This window comes from Micromonospora endophytica, from assembly GCF_003236305.1.
GTDB lineage: Bacteria > Actinomycetota > Actinomycetes > Mycobacteriales > Micromonosporaceae > Micromonospora > Micromonospora endophytica.
Genome location: NZ_POTX01000394.1, coordinates 1 through 3,442 on the forward strand (window position 1 = coordinate 1; position 3,442 = coordinate 3,442).

The window sequence follows — 3,442 nt, forward strand, 5'->3', positions numbered from 1 at the left end:
GGTGGGCGGTGTTAATAGGGGGCCCTTCCTCTACCTCAGGCGTTAATAGGGGGCCCTTCCTTGCATCCTTCCTTGCACCCTTCCTTGCACGGCGGCCTTCGAGGTCGGCACCGGCCAGGCCGGTGACGTAGGAGAGGTAGCCGGGCATCAGCGGGAGCACGCACGGGGAGAGGAAGCTGACCAGGCCGGCCAGGGCGGCGGCACCCACCGCCAGCAGCAGCGGGCCCGAGGTGGCCAGTTGGTGGAAGGTGTCGCCCATCAGCGCTGGCCGGCCGGCGGCTGTGACTCCGCGGCGATCCGCTCGACGAGGGGTTGCAGGCCCTCCTGCCGGACGCCCGCCCGGATCACCGTGGCGATCCGGCCCTCCCGGTCGAGGATGATGGTGGCCGGGATCGAGTTGGGCGGGATGTCCATGGCCAGGGCCAGCCGGCTACCCGGGTCGAAGATGCTCGGGTAGCTGATCCGGTAGCCCTCTTCGAAGGCGATCGCCTTGTCCCGACTGTCCTGCACGTTGATGCCGAGGAAGGTCACCCCGGACTCCTTGGTGGCCTGGTAGGTGTTCTCCAGGTCGTCGGCCTCGGCCCGGCAGGGCGCGCACCAGGAACCCCAGAAGTTGACCACCACCACCTGACCGCGCTGGTCGGCCACGTCGTACGAGCCGCCTTCGAGCAGCTCACCGCTGATCGTGGGAGCGGCGGAGCGCTGCTCCGGAGTGCACTGCACGATGCCGTCCTCGCTGCCACACTTCGGCTGTGCGCCGTCGGGCAGGCACCCGGTCAGCAGCGCGGTGGCGGTCGCGGCGGCGAGCAACCCGGCGGCGACCCTCCGGAGAGCCATTCAGGCCCCCTTGGCCGTACGGGCTGTCGCTGACATCGCCACCAGATGTGCGGCCGGTTCCGAGTAGCCGATGCCGACGACCTTGGCACCGTCGAAGTGGAAGGTGGTGAGCGAGGCCAGTCCGCACTGCCGGCGACGCGGGTCGTGCCAGAGCCGCTTGCGTTCGACGTGCCGGCGCAGCGTCCAGATCGGCAGTTGGTGGGAGACGAGCACCGCCTCGCGCCCCTCGGCGGCGATCCGGGCGGCGTGCAGGGCGGCGAACATCCGCTCGGCGATCACCCGGTACGCCTCACCCCAGGAGGGGGTGACCGGGTCGCGCAGCACCCACCAGTTGCGCGGGTCACGGAAGGAACCGTCGCCGGGTGAGACCTTCTTGCCCTCGAACCAGTTGGCGCTCTCGATCAGGCGTTCGTCCACCCCGACGGGGAGTCCGAACTGGGCGGCGATGGGTTCGGCGGTCTGCTGGGCGCGCTCCAGCGGGCTGGCCACGACGTGCACGACCTCGCGGTCGGCGAGCCCCTGCGCGGCGGCCTTGGCCATCTGGACACCCAGTTCGCTGAGGCGGAACCCGGGCAGCCGGCCGTAGAGGATGCCCTCCGGGTTGTACACCTCGCCGTGCCGAAGCACGTGGACCACCGTCTTACTCACCGCGCTGTCCCTTCGTTCGCGACTGCGGGGCTCGCAAAACCGGCTCACTCCTCGCGCTCACCGCGCTGTCCCTTCGTTCGCGACTGCGGGGCTCGCAAAACCGGCTCACTCCTCGCGCTCACCGCTACCCCCCTGTACCTGCCGCCGCGTCGGCCGCGGTCGGCAGCGCCGCGGCGATCTGTTCCAGCGCGGCGTCGTCGATCGCCGCCGACACGAACCAGGACTCGAACGCGCTCGGCGGCAGGTAGACCCCGGCGGCGAGCATCGCGTGGAAGAACGCCTTGAACGCGGGCACCTGCTGGGTGCGGGCGCTGTCGTAGTCGACCACCTCGGCGTCGGTAAAGAAGATCGAGAACATGCTGCCCGCGTACGACAGCCGGTGCGGGACCCCGGCGGCGGCCAGCGCGTCGGTGGCGAGCTTGCCCACCACGGCGGCGGTGTCGTCAAGTTTGCGGTAGAGCGCCTCGTCTGCCAGCCGCAGCGTGGTCAGACCGGCCGCGCAGGCCAGCGGGTTACCGGAGAGGGTGCCGGCCTGGTAGACCGGGCCGGCGGGGGCCAGCCGCGACATGATCTCCGCGCGCCCGCCGAAGGCCGCGGCGGGCAGGCCACCACCCATGACCTTGCCGTACGTCCACAGGTCCGCGTCGACCGGGTCGAGGCCGTGCCAACCGGAGCGGGAGACTCGGAACCCGGTCATCACCTCGTCGATGATGAGCAGCGCGCCGTGCGCGTGGGCGATCCGGGCCAACTCTCCGTTGAAGCCGTCCCGGGGGGCGATCACGCCCATGTTGCCCGGTGCCGCCTCGGTGATCACGGCGGCGATGTGCTGGCCCTCGGCGGCGAACGCCTGCTCGACCGCGGCGATGTCGTTGTACGGCAGCACGATGGTCTCGCTCGCCGCCGCGCCGGTGACGCCGGGCGAGTCGGGCAACCCGAGGGTGGCCACGCCGGAGCCGGCCGCGGCGAGCAGCGCGTCGACGTGCCCGTGGTAGCAGCCGGCGAACTTGATGATCTTCGAGCGGCCGGTGTGACCCCGGGCCAGCCGGATCGCCGACATGGTCGCCTCGGTGCCCGAGTTGACCAGCCGGACCTGCTCGACCGGGGTACGCGCGACGATCTCGGCGGCCAGCTCCACCTCGCCCGGGGTCGGAGTGCCGAAGCTGGTGCCCCGCGCGGCGGCGTCCTGCACGGCCGCCACCACCTCGGGGTGCGCGTGGCCGAGGATCAGCGGACCCCACGAACAGACCAGGTCGACGTAGCGCCGCCCGTCCGCGTCGTGCAGCCAGGGACCCTCGCCCCGGACCATGAAACGTGGTGTGCCGCCGACCGCCTGGAAGGCACGCACAGGTGAGTTCACCCCGCCCGGCACGATGGCGCGAGCGCGGTCGAACAGGGCCGCTGAGGCCGGGGCGTCGACCGGGTAACGGTCGGATCCGGCGGGATACAACTCGGTCACGATGTCGCCATTGTGTCAGCGCCCTGGGGCGGACCAGCAGGCACCCCGGATGACGGTTACCAGGCTCACCATCCAGCGCGGATGGCGGCGGACCACTCGCCTCAACAGGCCGGGCGTGCGAGATCGCGATAGGGTGGCCGGGTGGATCGTGCCGAACTGTCCATCACCGTACACCGGACGGGCGACGAAGCAGTACTACGCCTCGCCGGTGAGATCGACATGCTCACGGCCGCCCAGTTGTCGACGATCGTCAACGAGGTGCTGACCGAGCCGCCGCCCCGGATCGTGCTCGACCTCGGCGGGGTGACCTTCTGCGACTCGCAGGGGCTCGGCACGCTCGTGGTGCTCAGTCGCAAGGCCAGCCACGCCCAGAGCCTGCTGATCCTCACCAACGTCGGCGACTTCCTGATCCGCGTCCTAGACATCACCGGCCTCCGCAGCGCCCTGATGATCCGCAACAACACCTGCCTCTTATACACATCTCCGAGCCCACGAGACTAG

General features: G+C 70.7%; 4 protein-coding genes and 1 pseudogene. 1 reads left to right on the forward strand and 4 read right to left on the reverse strand.

Annotated features, from left to right (window positions below; genetic code table 11):
• The 4 genes and pseudogenes from C1I93_RS29600 to hemL form a co-directional block, all read right to left on the reverse strand.
• Nucleotides 1-259 (reverse strand): annotated as a pseudogene (locus tag C1I93_RS29600) (cytochrome c biogenesis protein CcdA); the annotation flags it as partial.
• Nucleotides 259-837 carry a TlpA family protein disulfide reductase gene (locus tag C1I93_RS29605; RefSeq protein ID WP_111246545.1) on the reverse strand — a complete coding sequence of 193 codons (579 nt, stop codon included), beginning with the start codon at nucleotides 835-837 and terminating at the stop codon, nucleotides 259-261. The gene C1I93_RS29605 and the pseudogene C1I93_RS29600, both read right to left, overlap by 1 nt.
• Nucleotides 838-1,485: a histidine phosphatase family protein gene (locus tag C1I93_RS29610; protein WP_111246546.1), complete on the reverse strand. Its 648-nt coding sequence runs from the start codon at nucleotides 1,483-1,485 to the stop codon at nucleotides 838-840.
• Nucleotides 1,486-1,609: 124 nt separating this feature from the next.
• Complete coding sequence (gene hemL / locus C1I93_RS29615) at nucleotides 1,610-2,941, reverse strand: glutamate-1-semialdehyde 2,1-aminomutase (protein ID WP_111246547.1); 1,332 nt, start codon at nucleotides 2,939-2,941, stop codon at nucleotides 1,610-1,612.
• A 141-nt stretch (nucleotides 2,942-3,082) separates the two neighbouring features.
• Here hemL and C1I93_RS29620 point away from each other — a divergent pair, with 141 nt between their 5' ends.
• Nucleotides 3,083-3,442 (forward strand): STAS domain-containing protein, encoded by a 360-nt coding sequence (locus C1I93_RS29620; protein WP_111246548.1) that lies wholly within the window; start codon nucleotides 3,083-3,085, stop codon nucleotides 3,440-3,442.

Coding starts and splice junctions, on each gene's coding strand:
- C1I93_RS29605 (WP_111246545.1), bottom strand. CDS start 837: ATGGCTCTCCGGAGGGTCGCCGCCGGGTTGCTCGCCGCCGCGACCGCC.